We start from the raw sequence: 19,781 nt of genomic DNA on the forward strand, positions 1-19,781 counted from the left end.
TACTCTCAAGCATTAGCAGCTGAAAAACTAGCAAAGGAGATATAGTACCGATTGGTCCAGTCATAGAATTTTATGAAGGTGGGTAGTCTTCGTCACCAAACTCAAAATAGACTGACTTAGAAGTAGAAGATCTTGAATACCTCATATCTAAAGAGTTTATGCGCCGAGCAGGTTTGGAAGTGGGGCCAAACGGTAGTATATTATCAAGTAATGATAAAGATAACTTTCTCCCGGTTGCAACTTTAGATGCTGTTAAAAAAGCATTGCAGTATTTGTAATATTGGGATGGGGCAAACTAATTGTATACCAATCTAATAACGCGTGAAGGATTAGACAAGCTAAATAAAGAGCTTAATTACCTTTGGCGCGACTACAGACCTGAAATAACAAAAAAAGTAGCTTGGGCTGCTAGCCTTGGCGATCGTTCAGATAATGCCGATTATAAAGAAAATAAAAGATTACTTAGACAGATAGATTCTCGAATTAGGTTCCTTAGAAAGCGCATCGAAGCAGTCAAAGTTATTGACTACTCTCCTCAACAAGTCGGCAAGGTTTTCTTTGGGGCATGGGTAGAGGTTGAAAATGATAATGGTGAAACAAAAGCTTTTCGCATAGTTGGCCCTGATGAGATCTATGGTCGTAACGATTACATTTCTATTGACTCTCCTATGGCCAGAGCGATGCTAAAAAAGGAAGTTAATGATGATTTTCAAGTTAAAACGCCAGTAGGGATAAAAGAGTGGTTTATTAACAAAATTGAGTATAAGTAAAGAGCTAGTACAGCTTATGCAACAACTAACTTGAAAAACTCCGAAAGAGAGTATTTATATTTCAGCCTTCTGAGCTTTAGTCATCAAAATCTCTTTTGGTATAAAGACGGTTAGTCTGCTTAGAGCGATCAACGGACATTCGACCTACCTCAGTCGAACGACTGCTTAGCCCAAAAATGCGGACATAGCTATTTATTCTTTATCTAATATCAATTAGCGAACCATGTACAATTATGAAACCTTAGGCAAACGTAAACTACAAGACTTGTAGATATAAGTATCACTCTTCAAGCAACTGCAATACCCCACATTCTTTAACTTTTCTATCATCTGTGCATGCCGAGGCTATCTCAGATAGGGTAGCCTTTAGCTCCTCAAGCTCTGCAATGCGATGCGTGACGTCAACCATATGTTGATGGATCAAATTGTTCACACTAGAACAACTTTTATCGGGATTATTTTTTGTATCCAACAGCTGTTTAATTTCTATTATGGTCAAATCTAATGAGCGACATTGTTTAATGAATCGCAGTGCTCTCAACGATGATGCGTCGTAAATTCTGTAGTTGCCTTCACTGCGATTGCAAGCCTCAAACAAATCCTGTTTTTCATAAAAACGGATCGTCTGAATAGAACACCCACTTTTTTTTGATAGCTCACCTATTTTCATAAACGTGCCTTTGTGTTGTTGACTCTATACTAGGTATAGACTTTACACTGTACCTATAGTTTTGGGAATAAGAGTTGAACAATGAGTGGTTGCGGCTGTGAAGTGGAAATCAAAGATGCCTCACAAAAACGGGTTCTGTATTGGCTGCTCGGCATCAATGCGACGATGTTTTTCGTTGAGATGACCGTGGGTATTTTGGCTGACTCTACTGCTTTAATAGCAGACTCTATGGACATGCTAGCGGATGCCGTTGTATACGGCATAGGTATTTATGCTGTGGGAAAATCTATACTTCACAAAGCCAAAGCTGCGAAAATCAGTGGTTACTTTCAGCTATTGCTGGGCGTAATTATTCTTATTGATATTACCAGAAGGTTATTCTTGGGCAGTGAGCCTATCTCATCACTAATGATAGGAATGGGGTTCATTGCACTAATTGCAAACGTCGTTTGCTTGGTGATCATTCGTAATCATAAAAACGACGAAGTACATATGCGAGCCAGCTGGATTTTTTCGGCCAACGATGTCATCGCCAACATGGGTGTCATTATCGCCGGAGTTTTAGTGGTATGGCTTGATAGCAGAGTACCGGATTTGGTTATCGGCTGTATTGTGTCGATTGTCGTGCTGCGCGGAGCGTGGATGATCCTCAAAGATGCCAAGCAGGAAGTACTTAATAGCGAAGTACAGAAAGGTAAAGCGGGTGATCCACTATGACATACAACAAAGCGGTTAAGCCACATATCGATTCAAAATTAACAGATTACTCAGATGCAATGTCTAACAATAATGAGAGGCAGGCATTTGCAGCGCTGGAGGATGCGCATGTAATTGGTCAGCACTCTACTTATTATCATTGTTTAATTCATTGTAAAATGCTGCGACACGGTCTTCTAAACAAAGATTGGAGAGCCGTTTTTGGACAAGTAATAAGAATAGTTGGTGCTGCAACCAAAACAGCTATCGGCCTTGTACCTAAAGGGAATACAGGTGGCACTGACATCAGCCCCTTTAAGCGACTGCCAATCAGTGCTGAAAATCAAGCGATATTGGACAAAATCAACCATGCATAATCATAACCACAGTCACAGTGATAACAGCGCATCAAAACGTATTGGCTGGGCATTTTTCTTGAATGTCGTGTTCACTATCATTGAATTTATCGGCGGGTGGCTGACAAACAGCACGGCTATTATGGCCGACGCAGTGCATGATTTGGGCGATAGTTTATCCATTGGCACCGCTTGGGGCTTAAATAAACTCAGTGATAAACAAGCAACCAATACATTTTCCTATGGCTATAAACGCTTTTCACTTCTTGGTGCATTGATTAACGGGTTAGTGTTAACGACTGGCTCAATATGGATCTTATTCGAAGCTATCCCAAGGCTTTCTGCACCCGAAATGCCGCAAGTCGAAGGCATGATACTCCTGTCAATTTTTGGCATCGCCGTTAATGGATTTGCTGCGTATAAACTTAGCGAAGGGAATTCCTTAAACGAACGTATTTTAAACTGGCATTTGCTTGAAGATGTTTTGGGTTGGGTGGCAGTGCTGATCGTATCGATCGTGCTGATGTTTAAGCCATGGCCAATTTTAGATCCTATCTTATCCATTGGCTTCACGTTATTCATTTTATTCAATGTAGTTAGAAATCTAAAAGAAACCTTATTGTTATTCCTGCAAGCCACGCCCGATGCTAAGCAGATGGAGGAAGTGCGTAAAGTACTCATGTCATTTGATGATGTGGCGGATATACATCATTTTCATATCTGGTCTTTGGACGGTGAACATAGCGTCATGACGGCACATGTGGAGTTGAAACAAGATGTTTCGGTTTCTCAATTGAGAACACTTAAAGACGAACTTCGCCAAGGTCTTGATGAGTTTGATTTTGTGCACACTACCATTGAAATTGAATTTGCCAATGAAGATTGTCGTGATGAGTAATGTAATGATTGAAATACTTTGTTTAGGTTGGTCGATTGGTCTTAGTTCGATTACCTGTTAATATGAAAAAGATGAGAGTAGATAGATATGTTTAGTGTAAGGGTGACAAGTTACCTGCTGATTTCGCTGATTTTGTTTCAGTCGTTTTCTGCTGTCGCCAATACATTGGATTCTCATACTGTCGACTCACAACATCTAAATGAAATACACGAACATCAATTGGGCGATAACATCGCTACTGAACATGCGCAGGTTCAACTAAAATCTAGCGAACAACCTGATGCTGATAACGTCCCCGTAGATAAATCTCACAATCCTGCTGATTGCCACCACTGTGGCCATTGTCACGGAACCCATGCCCAATGGATTGTAAGCACCAATGGTATCGAACTCGATTCTGTTGCCACCCATCACAATTTCTATTACTTATCAAAAGTAATAGATGCACCGATCACGCAATTACTACGCCCACCTAAAGCATAACCCTGAACTAATCAAACACCGTTCGCCAACAGTTTGGCGATATATATTTTTTTGATAATTTAGGAATAAAACAATGATGCATTTTTCATTGAGTCGCCCTATGCGTGTGCACGCTTGGGTGATTTTCACGATGCTTGTTCTTTTGACAACACACACCGTGGTAGTAGCACAAACAAACAGTATCACCAATCGCGAAATGACCTTGCAAAGCGCCATACAGCGAACATTAGCGAATTCACCCGAGTTGCATGAGTTCACATATAGGCAACAAGCGATTGAGGGAGAAATTAAAACTGCTTCTCTCAAACCAGCCCTCAACGTAGGCATTGAAATGGAAAACTTCTTAGGAACAGGCGAGGTCTCTGGCATTAAGGACACCGAGTTGACTCTCACATTGTCGTCGGTCATTGAATTGGGCAATAAACTCAACTCACGTAAGGCGTTTGCTAAGGCGCAATCCACCTTAGTCGAAGCGCAAAAACAAGTGCACACCTTGGATGTACTGGCTGAAGTGACACGTCGCTACATCGATGTATTGGCGCAACAAGCGTTAATTGACGCGCAACAAGAGGCAGAAACACTTGCTCGATATACCTATCAGGCTGTCACAAGACGCGTGGATGCAGGTGCTTCCCCTGCATTTGAACAGAAACGCGCTGAAGCAGCGCTAGCAAGAGCTAGACTGGATGTGGTGACGGCACAGCAAACTAAGCAAGGCATGATAAATAGTCTGGCTATTATGTGGGGGGAAAAAGATCCCACTTTTACTGATGTGGAGGGTGACTTATTTGCGCTGCAATCGTCTCCTTCGTTAACCGCGCTTTTCACCACTCTATTGGACAGTCCCAATCTTGAGGTCTATACGCAAGGTTCGAGATTGCAGGCTTCCCAAGTCCGCCTTACTCAAGCAGCTAATCAATCGGATTTAAGCTGGACGGCCGGTATCAGGCGCATGAATGGCATAGATGAAACAGCCTTTGTAGCAGGCGTGAGTATGCCTCTGTTTGCCGGTGACCGAAATCTTGGCGAGTACCAAAAGCAGCGAGCAATTCAGGCACAGCTGGAACAACAAAAAGAGTCAGCGACGCAAAACCTATACCATCAGCTAAATATGGCCTTGATGGTCAGAAACAATGCGTTGCTCAATGTACATACACTGCAAAACTCTATTATCCCACCCTTAGTTCAAGCGCTGGAATTAGTAGAACAAGCCTATATCAACGGTCGATTCAGCTACCTTGAATGGGTGAGTACACGTCAAGAACTACTCAATGCCAAACAAGCCTTAATTCAATCAGCGAAGCAAGCTCATCAGCGCGGTGCAGATATCGAATCACTGACTGCACAGCCACTTGTGGATACGATCAACACCTCTTTTTCGAGAAAAACAAAATGAACAAAAATATATTAAATGAGAAGCAAAACGCTCTGTTAGTTTTCATTGTTTGCAGTGCGTTGGGATTTTTTTCAAGCACCACAATACAAGCATCAGAAGGCGAACATGGTAAAGAGGAAGCCCATAAGGATGAACGCGTATTCATGTCAGATAGCATGGCGCAAAAAATGGGCGTAATGACGCAAAGTGTGCAAACGGGTAGTCTCAATATTACCACCACTGTCTACGGAAATATCGTGACCGACCCTGCTTCACTGAGTCATGTGCGTGCACGATTCGACGGTATGGTGACCAAGGTCAATGCAAATTTAGGTAAAAAAGTTAAAAAAGGCGAGACACTGGCGGTAGTTGAATCCAACGAAAGCCTGAAAAGTTATCCCGTTGCCGCGCCGTTTTCAGGCACCGTGATTGCCAGACATGCCAATGAAGGCGAGTTATCTAATGGCCAAGTGTTATTTTCAATCGCAAACTATGATGACGTGTGGGCACAGCTTAAAGTCTTCCCACAACAGCTCTCTGATATTGCAGAGCAGCAAAGTGTTCAACTTAGTGTGGCAGGCTCATCGTTAGAAACCACTATCCAGCATATCTTACCCTCGCCAGATGAAAAACCGTATGTATTGGCGTATGCCAAAATAGCTAATACCTCAGGTCAGTGGCCGGTTGGCGCGGCTATCAAAGGGCTTGTCACAATCAACAAACTTGATGTCGCCATGATGGTGCCTAAAGCGTCGATTCAAGAGTTTGAAGGGGCTTCTGTCGTGTTTGTCAAAGAAGGTGATGAATACCGTCCCGTGCCCGTTACCTTAGGTCAACAAGATAACTACAATATTGAAGTGTTATCAGGTCTGCACATTGCAGATGTGATTGTCAGCCAGAACGGCTACCTGTTTAAAGCCGATTTAGAAAAGTCGGAGGCCGGTCATGACCACTAATAACTCAATGCTATTTACTTGGTCATGCGTCTCAGTTATTGGGGGACGAACACATGATTGAATCCATATTACGTTTATCCATAGAGCGACGAGGGATAATGCTGATGTTGATCTTCCTTGTGCTGGGCATGGGGATATTCAGTTATCAAAAATTACCTATCGATGCGGTACCCGATATCACTAACGTGCAAGTGCAAATCAATACACAAGCACCGGGCTATTCGCCTTTGGAAACCGAGCAGCGGATCACATTCGTAGTAGAAACAGCACTGGCGGGATTACCTGACCTGTCCTACACCCGCTCTTTATCACGCTACGGCCTGTCTCAGGTAACAGCGGTATTTGATGAAGGCACTGATCTGTATTTTGCGCGTAATCTCATCAATACGCGATTAGGCGCAATCAAAAGTCAGCTACCAGAAGGGTTAGCGCCTGAAATGGGGCCTATCGCTACTGGGTTGGGCGAAATCTACATGTATACCTTGCGAGCCAAGCAAAATGCGATGCAAAAAAATGGTGAGCCTTACAATGCAATGGCGCTTCGCGAGATACACGACTGGATTGTAAAACCGCAGCTCGCACTGGTTAAGGGGATCACTGAAGTCAACGCCATTGGAGGCTATGTTAAGCAATACCATGTGAATCCTGAACCACAGCTTATGCTGAATTTTGACATTAGTCTAAGCGATATCCATCGTGCTCTGGAGCGAAACAACACCAATCAGGGGGCGGGGTTTGTTGAGCGAAATGGGCAACAAATACTGGTGCGCTCACAAGGTCAACTTCAAACACTTAGCGATATCGAAAATGTGGTAATAAAACGCATTAATACTGTCCCCGTTGCGGTGAAAGACATTGGCAGTGTGGCTATTGGTAAGGAGCTGAGAACTGGTGCGGCAACGCAGGAGGGTGAAGAGACCGTTTTAGGTACAGCAATGATGCTAGTCGGCGAAAACTCACGAGCCGTTGCTCAATCCGTAGCCAAAAAGGTGAAGGACATTCAATCCAGCTTGCCTGATGGTATTGTCATTGAGCCAGTCTACGACCGTACCCTACTGGTCGATAAAGCTATCGAAACGGTTCAGAAGAATTTAGTGGAAGGTGCGTTATTAGTCATAGTGATCTTGTTCATATTGCTTGGCAATATTCGCGCCGCGCTCATCACTGCGGCAGTTATACCGCTAGCGATGTTGGCGACCATCACTGGGATGGTCAATACCGGTGTGTCTGCCAACCTAATGAGCCTTGGGGCATTGGATTTTGGATTAATTGTCGATGGTGCGGTGATCATCGTAGAGAACTGTATCAGGCGGTTATCCGAGTCTCAGAAACGCACAGGTGGAGTCTTGCCACTAAAAGGGCGGCTAGAACTGGTTTTTCAAGCGACCAACGAAGTCATTCGTCCTAGCTTATTCGGTGTATTGATTATTACTGTCGTGTATATCCCGCTGTTCTCATTGACAGGCGTTGAGGGCAAGATGTTCCAACCAATGGCGGCAACGGTCATCATGGCGCTGATAGCAGCGATGCTGTTCTCCATTACCATTGTACCGGCGGCAGTCGCGATGTTTATGGCAGGTAAAGTCAGTGAGAAAGAAAGCTTCATTATTGTTGCAGCTAAATCCGCCTATCGTCCTATCATTAATCTTGCACTGAAATTACGCTGGATAGTGCTTTTCGGCTCAGTCGTGCTGGTAGTGGGCAGCTTATGGTTGGCAACGCGATTAGGCTCTGAGTTTGTTCCCCAGCTTGACGAAGGAGACATCGCACTGCACGCCATGCGAATACCGGGCACAGGTATTGAACAAGCCGTCGCAATGCAAAAAACACTTGAATCTACCTTGATGGAATACGAACAGGTACTCACAGTGTTTGCGAAAACCGGTACCGCAGAAGTAGCTACCGATGCGATGCCGCCCAACGTAACCGATACCTTTGTGATGCTAAAACCACGAGCGCAATGGCCTGATCCTGACCTATCAAAAGCTGAATTCGTGGAAACCCTTGAGCGAGACTTACAAGCGGTGACAGGTAATAACTATGAGTTTACCCAACCTATCCAAATGCGCTTTAACGAGTTGATTAGTGGGGTAAGGGCTGATCTTGGTATAAAAGTCTTCGGAGATGATTTAACCACGCTTGTTGCCTCTGCAAACGACATCTTAACAGTTTTGCAATCAATTGACGGCGTGGCGGATGCACGACTTGAACAGGTCGATGATATCCCTATCTTCACTATTAACCCCAAGCCAGTCGAGTTGGCACGTTATGGATTGGACGTCGCCGATTTACAGGAGTGGTTGGCGTCAGCTATCGGGGGTAATACCGCAGGCTTAATTTTTGAGGGAGATAGACGATTCGAGTTGCTTGTGCGATTTGATGAAGGTATCCGCACAAACTTAGATGCCATTGACAGCACTCCTATTATTACGTCCGATGGGGAATTTGTGCCGTTATCAGAAGTCGCTACGCTGGGTTATTCGTCTGTTCCCAATCAAATCAGTCGAGAAAACGGTAAGCGCAGAGTCGTGGTTACCGCCAATGTCAGAGAGCGCGACTTGGGGAGTTTTGTTGACGAAGCCAAAATCAAAATAACCGAACAGGTAGCTCTACCAGCAGGCTACTGGCTGGATTATGGCGGCACGTTTGAACAGCTTGAAAGTGCCAGTCAGCGACTGTCTATCGTGGTGCCGGCCACGCTTTTCCTGATACTTGTGTTACTAGTGGTGGTGTTTGGCTCATTTCGTGATGCCTTGATCATCTTCACTGGTGTGCCTTTAGCCTTAACAGGAGGTGTTTTCGCACTCTGGATGCGTGACATGCCACTGTCTATATCTGCCGGAGTCGGGTTTATTGCGCTCTCTGGCATTGCGGTACTAAACGGCTTAGTGATGTTGTCATTTATTAAACAGCGAGTACTAGAAACAGGTGACTTGATTAACTCAATCGTTGATGGAGCTATCACAAGATTGCGTCCGGTTCTGATGACGGCACTGGTAGCAAGTTTAGGTTTCATCCCCATGGCACTGAATGTCGGGACTGGCGCTGAAGTGCAAAGACCGCTTGCAACGGTAGTGATTGGCGGGATCATCTCGTCCACCATCCTAACATTGGTCGTTTTGCCTATTTTATATCGGATGATGCACTCGAAATTAACTAAGGAGTGAATGTTGGGCACCGTATTGCAGAAAATACGGTGCTCTTCGTCTGGAAATTTAAAACAACTGAAAATGATTACTGAACTGTATATTCACCAATAAGAAGCTGATTGTCCGGAATACTACAATTACCACCAATTCAATCAAGGTCGAATGATGATCTGCAAATGACACAAATTTAACAGTCAGGTCTAACGTTCGACTGTCCGCTTATAGGCTCAAAGCAGACCGTCAGAGAATTTCTGCTCAACAACTGCAATTGGCACAAATGCGACTATCAGAGAAAATTGAGTCATTAATAAGCTCAAATCAACGTTTTAATCTCTAAAGTGATAGCTTCTTGTTAAGTTAAGAAAAGGATAGAACTTGGTTTCATGTTGGCAGTCTGTTGATCGTGCGCTTTACGTCCTAAGACACTTTACTCTTAGGCGTTATAGCCATATTTGAGCCTGTTTACGGTATTTTTAATTAATTCACGGCCAGCTATTGTATCTATAAATGTTAAAGGTTTTTTAGAGTCGAATTGGAGTGACGAGGTATTTAACCAAATATTAAAACGTTCTATATTTTCAAAGTAATCAAGACAAAAAGAGCAGACTTTTGCAATTTCAAATGCATTTTCACTTAAAGTGGTATTTAAGGGCTTTAATTCTTTTTTATAGCGTACATATGAGCTCTTGCTAGTTCTAATAGCTGAAGAAAATGCTCGTATATCCCAGCCTAACTCTATCCTTAGACGCTCAGCATTTTTGATAAATACACCTTGATGTATAAAGTTAATTTGCTCTAGGTGACTTGAACTTTCACTGCTCTTTCTATTGGTTAAAATCTCTATAAAGTCTATTTTTTTATGAATTTCAGAGAAGCTATACATAGCAACACCTTAAATTAAGTTATATTTCCTCGTGTAACTGAAATTGATGTTACCTGTAGAGGTCTACTTGAGGTAAATTCTAGCGTATTTACCGCAATTCACTTAACCCTAAAGCGATCGCTTCTTGTTGAAAACGGCCTGATATATTAATAATTCGCTCATAGGCACCGGTTAAAAAATGTTCCTCTGTCGCTTCAGGTCTATTGCTCATAACTGGCTGATCAAAAAAGTCAGCAAAGTTATCAAAATCAAACTGAGCTTTGGAGGTTTTTTTATTTTTCTTATTAAAGGTCATTTCACTTAAACCTTCATCTTCAGTAGGTTCTTCAGCAGTAGCTTTCATCTTTTCAAACTTAACTACATCAGCTTCAAATGGAACATCTTGATTAACTCTATACGCGTACTCTAAAAGCTTAGGTTCGGCAGGCATGTACATAATAGCTTCTTGGTTTTTAGAGTTTGTTACCCTCAGTATACGGCCCAATATTTGGCGATAATGCATTTCTGTTTTTATGTTTGTAAGGTGGCAGCAAACCTGCAAACGAGGGATATTTGTACCTTCGCTAATCATACCAACAGAAATAATCCACTTAGTTTGTGCATACCTAAACTGCTGAATAATACTTGTAGGTTCATTTTCTCGGTAGGTTACAACAGTGCTATCCTCGTCAAAGTGAGTTCGCATTAACATAGAGATTTGATGGGCATGCTCAACAGACGATGCAACAATCAACCCCGCTGCATCGGGGTTTTTCAATCTAAATGAGATAAGCTTTTTTTGAGCGGAAGAAATTATGTATTTTATTACCGCTTCATTTTCAATAATTTCTTGATAAGAAACGCCAGAGTAGTTTAATAACGCTTTAAAGCAGTTAAATGTTTTGGTTTCAACGTCATCTACAACTGTAATATGGCTATTATCAACAGCTACTATTTGTGGAACCCGACAAACATTATCTCCAATAGCCTCAGAAAGCCCGTAAACGTAGTCACACGCTATTTTATTGTTAGGTTGCTGATACGATGAAAGAACAATAGGAGCAGCGTCAGAACGCCAAGGGGTGCCTGTTAAGGCTAATGTATACTGTGCTTTATTTTGAATGTTAAGTATTATCTGCTCACCCCATGCATTTGCATTGGCAATATTAGAGCCAGCACAATGATGAATTTCATCAAATATTACAAAAACACGATATCGTTCAAATAACTGCCAAAAGTGCACATCTAAATACTGTAAGCTTTGATAGGTTAAAGCTCTACCTTTAGCGCCAATAAGCCCATCAAATCGTTCATTCGTTTTTAGCTGTAAGCTTTCCTTAAAGTCTTGAGAAACAATAGACGACGGTGAAAAACAAATAATCACATCGACCATATTATTTTTTAATAACTGGTTAGCTAATTCCGAAGCCATTAAGGTTTTACCCGCCCCAGGAGTTGCCAAGGCTAAAAAGTGGCTATTGCCGCTCTGGTATTGTGTAAGCGCTAAATTAATACACTCGGCTTGCCATAGTCTTAGTTTCATATTTTCTCTAATGCTTCGTTTTGCTTCATTAAGCCTTCAATCGCTCTAATCTTGCCAAGTATTCTTGTATTGTTGTCTCTCGCTTTGTTGTATTGTGGCTGAAGTTCATCTACTAATTCGGGTGACTCCAAATAAAGCTCTTTGTATGCCTCAGATTCCCCCATATTCAATAATAGCTCGGCTTTATAATGATTTAACTTACTAAGTAATAGCGCGTGCTTATCATCTGCCTTTTCTGTAGTTCCAATAGGTATTGCACTAGCTAGCTGAGTAATTACCTCAACGTTAAAGCTTTCTGTTTTATTGAATCGCGTAAATCCTTTTTTATTTGATACCATTTTTTTCAGCCAGCCTTTTTTAACAAGCTTGATCAATTCGGCATATATACTTCGCCTAACTGCTGTAGGTACCAAAGAAGAATCACTTTTTAATGCTAAGTACGCCGAGCGTACATCGCTTGTTGTAAAGTTATCAAAATTTGGTGCAACAATAATTTGAGCTACGAGAGGGTCAAATTTCAAAGTAAATCCTAATAAACTTCTTATAATAATGGGTATTATAGGGCGTGGTAGTTAAGCCCTCAACATGAAAATCTAATCATTTTGCCTTGAGGAAAACCAGGTGAGTGATTTAGTTAAACATTTTGGTGAAAAGCTACGAGAAAAACGCAAAGAAGCAGGCTACTCGCAAGAAGGTTTTGCCGCCTATGTCGGTATAGAGCGCGGTAATTACGGAAAAATGGAAAGAGGTAATGTTAATATTAAACTCGAAACCTTATATAAATTAGTAAACGCATTAAATTGCGAGTTCGAAGAGATACTACCGGCAAGGCAAAAGTATAAAATTGACCTAGATTAACCAAAAACTACTTGGTACTAATATATTATTAATTTTTTAATTAATTAGGGTATATTAATCACTATTACCTCAGGAATATAAATAAGCGAGTGAGTTGCTTTAAGCAAAAAAATCATCTCAAACTCACTGGCTAACAAGGACTTAATTTACATGTTTGAACAAACATTTAAAAATATCGACGACATTTTCCATAAAGACGCAGGCTGCTCTAGTGAGCTAGACTACACCGAGCAATCGTCGTGGATGCTATTTTTAAAATACCTTGATGACTTAGAGTTTACCAAGTCTCAAGAAGCCGAGTTAATGGCAGAAGACTACCAATATATTATTGATGCAGAGTACCGCTGGAGTTCGTGGGCTGCGCCTAAAACTGCTAATGGTGAGTTTGATCACGATAACGCCTTAACCGGCAGCGACTTAATGGATTTTGTTGATGGCGAGTTATTCCCTTACCTTAAAGGTTTTAAACTTCGTGCTAAAAGCCCTGACACCATTGAATACAAAATTGGTGAAATCTTTAGCGAGATCAAAAACAAAATTCAAAGTGGCTACTCACTTCGCGACGCACTCGAAAAAGTAGACGAATTACGTTTTCGCTCACAAGAAGAAAAGCACGAGCTTTCACACCTGTACGAAGTTAAAATCAAAAACATGGGTAACGCTGGCCGTAACGGGGGCGAATACTACACACCACGCCCATTGATTCGCGCCATGATCGATGTATTACAGCCGCAAATTGGCGAAACCATATACGACGGTGCCGCAGGCTCGGCGGGTTTCTTATGTGAAGCCTACGACTACCTTCGCCAAGGTGGTGCTAGCAATAAACAGCTTTCAACCAGTGACTTAAAAACCCTGCAAGAAAACACTTTCTACGCCAAAGAGAAAAAGTCGTTAGCGTACGTTATTGCCATTATGAACATGATTCTACATGGCATCGAAGCACCTAACGTTATTCATACCAATACCCTGGGCGAAAACCTACAAGACATTACCCCAAGCAACCAGCACGACATTGTATTAGCTAACCCACCGTTTGGTGGTAAAGAGCGTAAAGAAGTTCAGCAAAATTTCCCGATTAAAACCGGTGAGACTGCCTTCTTGTTTTTGCAGCACTTTATCAAAATGCTAAAGCCTGGTGGCCGTGCAGCTATTGTTATTAAAAACACCTTTTTATCGAATACCGATAACGCCGCCATTGCCTTACGCAAAGAGCTATTAGAAAACTGCAACTTACACACCGTGCTCGATTGCCCAGCCAAAACCTTTTTAGGCGCAGGGGTAAAAACTGTGGTGTTGTTTTTCACCAAAGGCGAGCCGACACAAAAAACCTGGTTCTATCAGTTAGATCCTGGCCGCAGCTTGGGTAAAACCAATCCACTAAACGACAAAGACTTAAAAGAATTTATCGAGCTACAAAAAGACTTTGCAGATAGTGCTAAGTCTTGGTCATTAACAACAACTGAACTGGATGAGGCAACATGGGATTTATCGGTTAAAAACCCCAATCAAGCAGAAGAAGCCCCACTGCGTGAACCGCAAGCAATCATTGAAGAAATCATCGCCCTGGATAAAGAAAGCGAAGCAATTCTGGGTAAAATTCAGGAGTTGTTGTGATGGAAGGTTGGAGGAAAAAGAAAATAGGTGACTTTCTTACTCTTGAGTATGGAAAGCCTTTGGATAAGGTCAAAAGAAAGGTTGATGGGTTATACCCAGCATATGGAGCTAATGGAGTTAAGTGCCGAAGTGATGAGTTCTATTTTGATAAAAAAACTATTATTGTTGGGCGTAAAGGATCGGCTGGAGAAATTACCCTAACAGAAGAGAAGTTTTGGCCCTTAGACGTCACTTATTTTGTGAATTTTGATGCTACGAAATACGATTTAATGTTTATTTATCACTTATTATCTCGTTTAGATTTACCTAGTTTAGCAACTGGTGTAAAGCCAGGAATAAATAGAAATAATGTTTATTCGATTAGTGTTCAAATTCCCGAAATAAAAGAACAAAAATGCATCGTCGCCATACTCGAACAGGCCTTTGCCGACATAGAACAAGCCCGCGCCAAGACTGAGCAAAACCTCAAAAACGCCCGCGAGCTGTTTGAAAGCTACTTGCAGCAAGTGTTTAGCCAGCGTGGTAAAAAGGTTCAGAGTGTTGAGTTGGGAGATGTGGTAGATGTGCTGACTGACTATCATGCTAATGGTAGTTATAAAGTTTTAAAGCAACATGTAGAACTAAAAGAGCAGGAAGATTTTGCTTGGATGGTTAGAAGTACTGACTTTGAAAAGAAATTCAAAAATGAAAAGCGATATATTACCGAGCATGCTTATAACTATTTAACAAAGAGTAAATTGTTCGGTGGCGAAATTATTATGAGTAAAATAGGAAATGCTGGAAAGGTGTATTTTATGCCTGAAACTGACCGGCCTTGTTCTTTAGCAATGAATTTATTTTTAATTCGCTTGGATCCATCCAAAGCGAATAATGAATATATTTACCGCTATTTAAACTCTAGTAGTGGGAAAGCCCAAATAGCGCCAAGACTAAAAGGTGCAGCAACACAAACAATTACTAAAGACAACGTGAGAAGCCTTCAAATTCCAATGCCTTCTTTAGATGGACAACATGAGGTTATTAAGAACCTAAAAATTCTAGAGAAAGAGATCGAATCACTAGAAAGTCTTTACATGAAAAAACTTACAAATATCGAAGAACTCAAAAAATCTATCCTACAAAAAGCCTTTTCAGGTAAGTTAACGAAAACGCTTGAGGTTGATACAAACAAAGGAGCAGTGGCCTAATGTCACAAGCAAGGATGCGTAACGAAGCAGATACACGCGCGGATTTAATTGATCCTAAATTGGTTGCTTCAGGTTGGGGTGAAGTTGATAGCAGCTTTATTCGTCGTGAGCTTATTTGCCCAGGCCAAATTATGGCGGGTGGCAAACGCGCTAACAAAGTGCCTTGCGATTATGTGTTGGTATATAAAGGCCGTAAGCTTGCCGCAGTAGAGGCAAAAAAAGAAAGCCTTACTTATAGCGAAGGTGTGCGCCAAGCGAAAGACTATGCACAACGCCTGCAATGCCGTATTGCATATGCCACCAACGGCCATGAGATTTACCAGATTGATATGCTCACAGGTATTGAGACGCTGGTAGATGAATATATGTCTCCCCAAGCGCTTTGGGAGTTAACCTTTGAGCAAAAAGGCGATGCACCAGAAGCGGATTATACGACAGCTTGGCGTGATGCGTTCTCTACTATTCCCTTTGAGGCCAAAGGCGATTGGGCACCGCGTTATTATCAAGAAAACGCCATTCATAATGCTCTTGAAGCCATTGCCCAAGGTAAAAATCGCATCCTGCTAACATTGGCCACAGGTACAGGTAAAACCTGTATTGGCTTTCAAACCGCATGGAAGTTATTTAAAACTCGTTGGAGCTTAACTGCACAAAAAGACGTTAGCCTTGCTAAAAAGCGCCCCCGTATTTTATTTTTGGCCGACCGTAATATATTAGCTAATCAGGCGTTTAACGATTTTTATTCGTTTGGTGATGATGCCATTGTGCGTATCACCCCTGAAGATATACGTAAACGAGGCGGTGTGCCGAAAAATGCTAGCGTATTTTTTACAATTTTTCATACTCTTATGTGTGGGCCTAAAACTGAATTAAAAGAAGCCACAACAGAAGAAGATGAAAATGCGCCACTCAAAAAGGCAGAAAACCCGTATTACGAACAATACCCAGCTGATTTTTTTGATTTAATTATTATTGATGAATGTCACCGTGGTGGCGCGAATGATGAAAGTGCTTGGCGCGATATTCTTAAACACTTTGAACCCGCAGTTCAGCTAGGCTTAACTGCCACACCAAAGCGTACCGATAACGCTGATACCTATGGTTACTTTGGCGAACCCGTTTACAGCTACACATTAAAAGAAGGCATTAACGATGGTTTTTTAACGCCATTTAAAGTGTTACCCATTGTTGGCACTATGGATGAGTACAAGTACATAGAGGGAGATGGTGTTGTTGTAAAAGGCGATCCTGAGCCTGGTAAACTATATAAAGAAGGTGACTTTAACCGTATTATTACCATACCTCAGCGCGAAGAGCGCCGTGTGCACTATTGGATGGATCACTTTAATCCTAAAGAAAAAACCATCGTGTTTTGTGCAACACAAGTTCATGCCGGTATGGTACGCGATTTTATTAATCAGTACGCAGTTAAAAAAGGCTGGACTACCAACACTAACTATTGTGTTCGTGTCACCGCTAACGATGGTGTCGCGGGTGAAAATGATTTAAAAACCTTCTGTGATAACGAAAAAACCATTCCGACAATTTTAACCACCTCACGCAAACTCTCTACCGGTGTAGATGCACGTAATGTACGCAATATTGTGCTTATGCGCCCTTGTAAGAATATGATTGAGTTTAAGCAGATAATAGGGCGAGGCACTCGCACATACGATGGCAAAGACTACTTTACAATTTACGACTTTGTAAAAGCGCACCATAACTTTGCCGACCCTGCTTGGGATGGCGAGCCAATACCCAGCGAAGTATGCTCAGAGTGCGGCACAACTCCATGCCAATGTGAAGACACTGGCGGGGATGGAGCCGGTGAAAAGAAACCGTGCAAGGTGTGTGAACAAAAACTATGTATTTGTGAAAAACCAGAGCCTGAAGGCTGTGATAAATGTGGCGAAAGACCATGTGTATGTGAAAAGCTTGAAATAAAGCTCTCAGACGGCCGTACACGACAAATTAAGCATATTTCCTCAGCAATGTACTGGAATGCTGAAGGCAAGCCCATTACAGCAAAAGAATTTGTTGAACGTATGTTTGACGACTTACCGCGCTTTTTTGAAAATGAAGACCAACTACGCGAAATCTGGAGCGATCCAACCACTCGCGAAAAGCTATTAGAAGATTTAACCGAAGCGGGCTACGATAGCGAAAAACTCGATAGTATGAAAGCCGTAATTGATGCACAAGACAGCGATGTATACGATGTTTTATCCTACGTAGCGTATGCCTCAGAGGCACAAACACGCACTGAACGAGCTCAACAAGCAAAACCTAAAATAAACTCTGCTTTTAGCGATTATAAACAACAAGAGTTTATAAACTTTATATTAAGTAAATACATTGAAGATGGCGTGCAAGAACTCGCACCTAAAAAAATGCGCAGTTTAGTAGAGCTTAAATACAACACCATTAACGACGCCGCCATTGAGTTTGGATCACCGACAGCGATACGCGATACGTTTATTGGTTTTCAGAAGTATTTGTATGCAAGGTAGTTAAATTATATAACTATCTGTAAGCGGAGGAACAACGAATTAACTTTCTCAAGTTGATGTCTCTGAGCTACTACATATAACAGGTTCAAATAAATACTGCTTTAATAGCGTTTACTCATACACTGATACTCAGAATATTATACTGTAGCCAACGCGTTTGAGCATAAGTTTCAAATTTTCCTCAGGAATTTTTTAAATTCATTTAGCTATGCACTTACGTTATTTTGTTTATCGAATTTCTAATGACTAATTAAACATTTTCGTTTAAATCCAGACACATCATGATACCCATATCATTCTCTACTTAATTTGCTGTAATAGGGAATACTGTTGCACCCAGCCATAGCATAAAAGCAAGTTATAGATGTAATAGTTCAGTCTTAGTTTATAAAAATGAAAGTAAAAATGTATATTGTTAACTTTGTTTGAATTTAGGTGTTTTACATTTAGAATAGTAATAAATTACTAATAAACTAATTGAAGCCAATTCTTTAGGCTTTCTTTGTCTGGAAAAAAATGAAAAATTACGCTTATATTTGTTATGAACAAGCGGTTAGTGAAGCTGAAGTTGAACTAATAAATCAATTTTGGGAATTAGAGAAAGGTGAGAATATTAAATTTGCAAATAATGCTCAAAATGTATTTAAAGAATTTAAAAGCAAACTAGATAAGCCTTTGTCAATAATAAAAAGTAAAAGTAGCTGTACCAATGTTCATTCAGCATTTAACTGCGATAGCTGCAATAAAAAAAAACTATTTTCTACTCGTAAAGAGTGCATTGAGCAGTTTGAGTCTGAGCGATATGTGTGTAAAAGTTGCCTTGTTGAGTGCTATTTAAAAGATGGAAAATTAACAATAGAAAAGTTAGGTGAGTATATTGAGCAGAGGCTAAAGTCTGAAAGTACAATTTCTTGTTTAACATATATCGAAAAACTATATTTATTTCTTCTACTTACACGGTTTAATGATGGCAATAAGGCGCCGATTAAGCATCATTACGATGCTCATTCAGAAACTCTCGGTTGCGAAGAAGCAGAAAAAAGAATGATGAAAAGCTTAATTTCCAAAGGTTTTTTAGTCCGCATCACTGAGCATGACTTTAGGGAGGCTCAAGCTCAAGGTCGTGAATCTATAAGATCTTTTCTAGGCGCTTGTTTGCATCTATTTATTCGCGAAGATAATATTTTATCTGAATTGCCAACTTATTCGACTTCATTCATCAACTCCTTTGGATTGTACTTACGCTACTCTGAGGAATATAGCTCAGTTAGCGAATTAACTAAGAGGTTATATGATGATATTTGCGCTCGCAAAGTTAGTAAGAATGATGTAGAGGAGATTCAAGAACTATTGGAAAAAAATAGGATATACAACATCCTGTTGATTATAGAAGACGCTTGTTGTGACTTTAAAGTTACAGTGCAAAAATCACTCCGTTTTGGGAATCTTTTACAGTACCTTGCCAAAAATTATTCATTACCGATTATTAGCTATGTTGTATACAAAGAAGCAAGAAATTTAAGTGCATATTTATATAACAGAAATATCCCCAGTTACATATCTGATAAACTTTTAACAAAGAGAATAGAAGAGTATTTAGACTTAATAAAAAGAAAGAATTACTCTGCTGTTTACACTCGTAGATTGCCTGAAAATATTAGAGTATCAGAAATGGAGGCTTTTTTTTGTAGGGAATTTAATGAAGATTGCTTTAACTGGTTTCATTTAACAAATGAGGAGGTTTTGGACTCCTGGATATCAGGTGCAACAATTGAGTTTAATGTTCCATCTTTACTAAGTTGAAGAGTACATTAAAATAGTACGTGTACTATTTATAAGTTGTTGTTTTTA

The 19,781-nt window shown here is 40.9% G+C and carries 17 protein-coding genes; 13 read left to right on the plus strand and 4 right to left on the minus strand.

Features of this window, described 5'->3' with window-relative positions; all coding sequences use genetic code 11:
- Nucleotides 1-299: 299 nt before the first annotated feature.
- Nucleotides 300-770, plus strand: a complete 471-nt coding sequence (greB, locus tag AAEU30_RS08885; protein ID WP_421960200.1) for a transcription elongation factor GreB — start codon at nt 300-302, stop codon at nt 768-770.
- Between the two features lie 280 nt (nt 771-1,050).
- Here greB and cadR read toward each other — a convergent pair whose 3' ends face one another.
- Nucleotides 1,051-1,440 (minus strand): Cd(II)/Pb(II)-responsive transcriptional regulator, encoded by a 390-nt coding sequence (gene cadR / locus AAEU30_RS08890; RefSeq protein WP_182671357.1) that lies wholly within the window; start codon nt 1,438-1,440, stop codon nt 1,051-1,053.
- 81 nt (nt 1,441-1,521) lie between these two features.
- Between cadR and AAEU30_RS08895 the strand changes: the two genes are divergently transcribed.
- The 7 genes from AAEU30_RS08895 to AAEU30_RS08925 all read left to right on the plus strand — a co-directional run bounded on the left by AAEU30_RS08895 (nt 1,522) and on the right by AAEU30_RS08925 (nt 9,371).
- Nucleotides 1,522-2,157, plus strand: coding sequence for a cation efflux transmembrane domain-containing protein (locus AAEU30_RS08895; RefSeq protein WP_182671358.1), 636 nt, complete (start codon nt 1,522-1,524; stop codon nt 2,155-2,157).
- Entirely contained in the window at nt 2,154-2,513 is a 360-nt protein-coding gene (locus AAEU30_RS08900; protein WP_058549645.1) for a DUF3703 domain-containing protein, read from the plus strand. The genes AAEU30_RS08895 and AAEU30_RS08900 overlap by 4 nt, the downstream gene beginning before the upstream one ends.
- Nucleotides 2,506-3,390 (plus strand): cation diffusion facilitator family transporter, encoded by an 885-nt coding sequence (locus AAEU30_RS08905; RefSeq protein WP_058549644.1) that lies wholly within the window; start codon nt 2,506-2,508, stop codon nt 3,388-3,390. The genes AAEU30_RS08900 and AAEU30_RS08905 overlap by 8 nt, the downstream gene beginning before the upstream one ends.
- Nucleotides 3,391-3,477: 87 nt before the next feature.
- Entirely contained in the window at nt 3,478-3,873 is a 396-nt protein-coding gene (locus AAEU30_RS08910; RefSeq protein ID WP_182671361.1) for a hypothetical protein, read from the plus strand.
- Nucleotides 3,874-3,946: 73 nt separating this feature from the next.
- Nucleotides 3,947-5,269 carry a TolC family protein gene (locus tag AAEU30_RS08915; RefSeq protein WP_182671362.1) on the plus strand — a complete coding sequence of 441 codons (1,323 nt, stop codon included), beginning with the start codon at nt 3,947-3,949 and terminating at the stop codon, nt 5,267-5,269.
- Nucleotides 5,266-6,204 (plus strand): efflux RND transporter periplasmic adaptor subunit, encoded by a 939-nt coding sequence (locus AAEU30_RS08920; protein WP_200219807.1) that lies wholly within the window; start codon nt 5,266-5,268, stop codon nt 6,202-6,204. Before AAEU30_RS08915 ends, AAEU30_RS08920 begins: the two co-directional genes overlap by 4 nt.
- A 53-nt stretch (nt 6,205-6,257) precedes the next feature.
- Nucleotides 6,258-9,371, plus strand: coding sequence for an efflux RND transporter permease subunit (locus AAEU30_RS08925; protein WP_182671364.1), 3,114 nt, complete (start codon nt 6,258-6,260; stop codon nt 9,369-9,371).
- A gap of 415 nt (nt 9,372-9,786) precedes the next feature.
- Here AAEU30_RS08925 and AAEU30_RS08930 read toward each other — a convergent pair whose 3' ends face one another.
- The 3 genes from AAEU30_RS08930 to AAEU30_RS08940 all read right to left on the minus strand — a co-directional run bounded on the left by AAEU30_RS08930 (nt 9,787) and on the right by AAEU30_RS08940 (nt 12,279).
- Nucleotides 9,787-10,236, minus strand: coding sequence for an antitoxin Xre/MbcA/ParS toxin-binding domain-containing protein (locus AAEU30_RS08930; protein WP_421960201.1), 450 nt, complete (start codon nt 10,234-10,236; stop codon nt 9,787-9,789).
- Between the two features lie 88 nt (nt 10,237-10,324).
- Nucleotides 10,325-11,758, minus strand: coding sequence for a DEAD/DEAH box helicase (locus AAEU30_RS08935; RefSeq protein WP_182755362.1), 1,434 nt, complete (start codon nt 11,756-11,758; stop codon nt 10,325-10,327).
- Nucleotides 11,755-12,279: a VspR family transcription factor gene (locus tag AAEU30_RS08940; protein WP_039490532.1), complete on the minus strand. Its 525-nt coding sequence runs from the start codon at nt 12,277-12,279 to the stop codon at nt 11,755-11,757. The genes AAEU30_RS08935 and AAEU30_RS08940 overlap by 4 nt, the downstream gene beginning before the upstream one ends.
- Nucleotides 12,280-12,379: 100 nt before the next feature.
- On the opposite strand from AAEU30_RS08940, the gene AAEU30_RS08945 reads away from it, so the two are divergent.
- From AAEU30_RS08945 to AAEU30_RS08965, 5 genes are all read left to right on the plus strand, one after another.
- A complete protein-coding gene (locus AAEU30_RS08945) occupies nt 12,380-12,616 on the plus strand; it encodes a helix-turn-helix domain-containing protein (RefSeq protein WP_004588153.1) in 237 nt (78 codons plus the stop codon).
- A gap of 150 nt (nt 12,617-12,766) precedes the next feature.
- A complete protein-coding gene (locus AAEU30_RS08950) occupies nt 12,767-14,233 on the plus strand; it encodes a class I SAM-dependent DNA methyltransferase (RefSeq protein WP_421960202.1) in 1,467 nt (488 codons plus the stop codon).
- Nucleotides 14,233-15,420, plus strand: a complete 1,188-nt coding sequence (locus AAEU30_RS08955) for a restriction endonuclease subunit S (protein WP_240915905.1) — start codon at nt 14,233-14,235, stop codon at nt 15,418-15,420. Before AAEU30_RS08950 ends, AAEU30_RS08955 begins: the two co-directional genes overlap by 1 nt.
- Complete coding sequence (gene hsdR / locus AAEU30_RS08960) at nt 15,420-17,930, plus strand: EcoAI/FtnUII family type I restriction enzme subunit R (RefSeq protein WP_165724147.1); 2,511 nt, start codon at nt 15,420-15,422, stop codon at nt 17,928-17,930. The genes AAEU30_RS08955 and hsdR overlap by 1 nt, the downstream gene beginning before the upstream one ends.
- Before the next feature lie 516 nt (nt 17,931-18,446).
- On the plus strand, nt 18,447-19,733 hold the full coding sequence (locus tag AAEU30_RS08965) for a hypothetical protein (RefSeq protein WP_165724145.1): 1,287 nt from the start codon (nt 18,447-18,449) through the stop codon (nt 19,731-19,733).
- Nucleotides 19,734-19,781: the final 48 nt, after the last annotated feature.

The sequence above is a fragment of the Pseudoalteromonas mucoides genome, from assembly GCF_049257175.1.
Lineage (GTDB): Bacteria > Pseudomonadota > Gammaproteobacteria > Enterobacterales > Alteromonadaceae > Pseudoalteromonas.

Excerpts from the sequence above, each read along its gene's own strand:
- cadR (WP_182671357.1), bottom strand. The coding sequence starts at position 1,440 with ATGAAAATAGGTGAGCTATCAAAAAAAAGTGGGTGTTCTATTCAGACG.
- AAEU30_RS08895 (WP_182671358.1), top strand. The coding sequence starts at position 1,522 with ATGAGTGGTTGCGGCTGTGAAGTGGAAATCAAAGATGCCTCACAAAAA.
- AAEU30_RS08900 (WP_058549645.1), top strand. The coding sequence starts at position 2,154 with ATGACATACAACAAAGCGGTTAAGCCACATATCGATTCAAAATTAACA.
- AAEU30_RS08905 (WP_058549644.1), top strand. The coding sequence starts at position 2,506 with ATGCATAATCATAACCACAGTCACAGTGATAACAGCGCATCAAAACGT.
- AAEU30_RS08910 (WP_182671361.1), top strand. The coding sequence starts at position 3,478 with ATGTTTAGTGTAAGGGTGACAAGTTACCTGCTGATTTCGCTGATTTTG.
- AAEU30_RS08915 (WP_182671362.1), top strand. The coding sequence starts at position 3,947 with ATGATGCATTTTTCATTGAGTCGCCCTATGCGTGTGCACGCTTGGGTG.
- AAEU30_RS08920 (WP_200219807.1), top strand. The coding sequence starts at position 5,266 with ATGAACAAAAATATATTAAATGAGAAGCAAAACGCTCTGTTAGTTTTC.
- AAEU30_RS08925 (WP_182671364.1), top strand. The coding sequence starts at position 6,258 with ATGATTGAATCCATATTACGTTTATCCATAGAGCGACGAGGGATAATG.
- AAEU30_RS08930 (WP_421960201.1), bottom strand. The coding sequence starts at position 10,236 with ATGTATAGCTTCTCTGAAATTCATAAAAAAATAGACTTTATAGAGATT.
- AAEU30_RS08935 (WP_182755362.1), bottom strand. The coding sequence starts at position 11,758 with ATGAAACTAAGACTATGGCAAGCCGAGTGTATTAATTTAGCGCTTACA.
- AAEU30_RS08950 (WP_421960202.1), top strand. The coding sequence starts at position 12,767 with ATGTTTGAACAAACATTTAAAAATATCGACGACATTTTCCATAAAGAC.
- AAEU30_RS08955 (WP_240915905.1), top strand. The coding sequence starts at position 14,233 with ATGGAAGGTTGGAGGAAAAAGAAAATAGGTGACTTTCTTACTCTTGAG.
- hsdR (WP_165724147.1), top strand. The coding sequence starts at position 15,420 with ATGTCACAAGCAAGGATGCGTAACGAAGCAGATACACGCGCGGATTTA.
- AAEU30_RS08965 (WP_165724145.1), top strand. The coding sequence starts at position 18,447 with ATGAAAAATTACGCTTATATTTGTTATGAACAAGCGGTTAGTGAAGCT.